At 75.2% G+C, this 2,183-nt stretch carries 4 protein-coding genes; all 4 read right to left on the reverse strand.

The window, feature by feature from the left end; translation table 11 throughout:
* Window positions 1–720 (reverse strand): baseplate J/gp47 family protein (locus JNW89_RS35525; protein ID WP_238452349.1); only part of this gene is annotated, 720 nt, incomplete at its 3' end.
* A complete protein-coding gene (locus JNW89_RS35530) occupies window positions 717–1,175 on the reverse strand; it encodes a GPW/gp25 family protein (protein ID WP_238452350.1) in 459 nt (152 codons plus the stop codon). The genes JNW89_RS35530 and JNW89_RS35525, both read right to left, overlap by 4 nt.
* Entirely contained in the window at window positions 1,172–1,510 is a 339-nt protein-coding gene (locus tag JNW89_RS35535) for a hypothetical protein (protein ID WP_179805387.1), read from the reverse strand. Before JNW89_RS35535 ends, JNW89_RS35530 begins: the two co-directional genes overlap by 4 nt.
* A partial coding sequence (locus JNW89_RS35540; RefSeq protein WP_238452351.1) for a phage baseplate assembly protein V occupies window positions 1,510–2,183 on the reverse strand: 674 nt, incomplete at its 5' end. The genes JNW89_RS35540 and JNW89_RS35535, both read right to left, overlap by 1 nt.

Here is a 2,183-nt window from a genome sequence, read left to right on the forward strand (position 1 = left end):
GGGCGCAGGTCCAGGGCGGGGGCGAAGGTGACCACCCCGGAGCAGCGGTCCACCACGGTACACCTTGGCCTGCGGGCCGACCCCGGCGAAGCTGTCCACCGGCCGCCAGATCTCGTACGTCCGTCCCTCGTGCTCCCGGGCGGCCGCGCCCAGCTCCACCGAGCCCGGCGGCACCTCCACCCCGAGCAGCAGGTCCAGCGGCTCCGCCGTCCGGGCCAGCGGCGCTCGGGCGGCGCGCAGCGCCTGTCCCGGCTGCCCGGTGCCGGTGCCGAGCAGTTCCGCGTCGACCGGCTCGCAGTGGTGCATCCGCACGGTCACCTCGGCCTGCCCGGCGGCCAGCGTCGCCGGCTCGGTGGTGACGAAGACGACCGGTTTCGGGTCGGCGCCGCGGGCCGCGGCGACCCGGGTGCCGGCGGGGATGCGCACCGCGCCGTGCTCGCCCCCGGTACGGGTGAACCGCACGTCCGCCCAGGCCGCCGACGGGGCGTGCCGGGCCACCCCGAGCAGGTTGAGGAACTGCACGTACGCCTTCTCCGGCAGCTGGTTCAGCCGGTAGATCATCACCTCGGTGAGGTGCGCGAACGCCTCCACCAGGGCGATTCCCGGGTCGTGCGCGGACAGGTCCGTCCAGGCCGGGCAGGACTGCCGGATCCGCTCCCGGGCCTCGGCGACGAGGTCGAGGAAGGCGCGGTCGTCCAGGTGCGGCACGGGTAGCGTCATGACGGGTCCCCCTCGGCGTGGTCGCGGACCGGCCCGTCAATCTCCTGGTCGTCGGGGAGCAGGTCGACGGAGAAGACCAGCTGACCGGGGGAGAGGCTGGCCCGGACCCGGTAGTCGAGCCGGATCACCAGCCGCCACGGGTCGTCCGGGTCCGGTCCGGCGTCGACGTCGATCACCTCGACGCGCGGCTCCCAGCGCCGGATCGCCTGCCGGACGTAGTGGATGGCCAGGCCGGCGGTGGTGTCGTCGTTGGGCGCGAAGACCAGCCGGTGCAGCCGCGAGCCGTACCCGGGGCGCATCAGCCGCTCGCCCGGGGTGGTGGAGAGCAGCAGGTACAGCGCCTGGCGTACCGTCTCGTCGCCCTCGGTCATCGCGAGCCCGCCGGCCGCGGTCAACGCCAGGCCACCGGTGCGGCCGGCGTCGAAGCCGGCCCCCACGAAGCGGAACGCCCTCATCGGTCCGCCTCCACCAGGCTCTGCCGCGGGTCGCGGACGGTGTGGTGGACCAGGCCCGGCGGGGTGCCGTCGGTGAGCCCGTCCAGGTGCGACAGGACGATCCGGTGCCCGTCGACGCGCAGCCAGTCGCTGTAGCCGACCCGCACCGGCAGCGTCTTCGTGCAGGGCTTCACCGTCGGCCCGTAGTTCGGGCAGGCCACGATGTCCCGCCCCTGCGGGTCGTCGTCGACCAGCACCGGTACGCCGGTGACGGTCACCCAGCGCTGCGACGCCCGGTTGGTCACCCGCCCGTCGTGGTCGCAGGTGATCACGGATTGCAGGTGGATCCAGCGCATCAGCCGCCTCCTGAGCTCTGCCGGGCGAGGGCGGCGGCCCGCTCCCGCGCGGTCGGCGCGTCCTCGGTCGCATCGGCGTGCAGGAAGTCGACGCTGCGGGCGCGTACCACCATCGCCCGGCCCGGCGCGGAGAGCACCAGATCGGTGGCGGCGTGCAGGGTGGTCAGCTCCGGCGTCAGCTCCAGGAAGCTGCCGGCGTCGGTGGCGAGCTTCAGGCTGCGCGCCGCGTCGTCCACCACGATCGTCTGGCCACTGCCGGTACGCACCGACCACCGGCCGGACCGTCCGTCGGCGATGCCCGCGTCGTACGGCTCGACGGCGCCGAAGAGCGAGCCGAGGACGATCCCGGCGGCCGGCTCGCCCCCGGGCAGCGCCACCAGCACGGTGTCGTCCGGGTCGGGCAGCGCCACGATCCCCTTGCCGGTCCCGGCGCCGGGGCAGAGCACGGCCAGCCAGCCGGCGTCCAGGTCCCCGTAGGCGGGGAGGGTGAGCCGGACCCGGCCGAGCCGGTCCGGGTCGTCGACGTCGGTGACCGTGCCGAGGGTGACCACCGCGCCGGCAACCGGGGCGGGTGCCGGGGGCGGGCGGCGGGGGCGGTGCTGAACCGGGTCAGGTGGCCGTTGGCGTCGATGGTGTGCACCACCTCGGTCAGCACGTACACCCCGGCGACCGG

The organism is Micromonospora sp. 4G55 (assembly GCF_016803375.1).

Coding starts and splice junctions, on each gene's coding strand:
- JNW89_RS35530 (WP_238452350.1), bottom strand. CDS start 1,175: ATGAGGGCGTTCCGCTTCGTGGGGGCCGGCTTCGACGCCGGCCGCACC.
- JNW89_RS35535 (WP_179805387.1), bottom strand. CDS start 1,510: ATGCGCTGGATCCACCTGCAATCCGTGATCACCTGCGACCACGACGGG.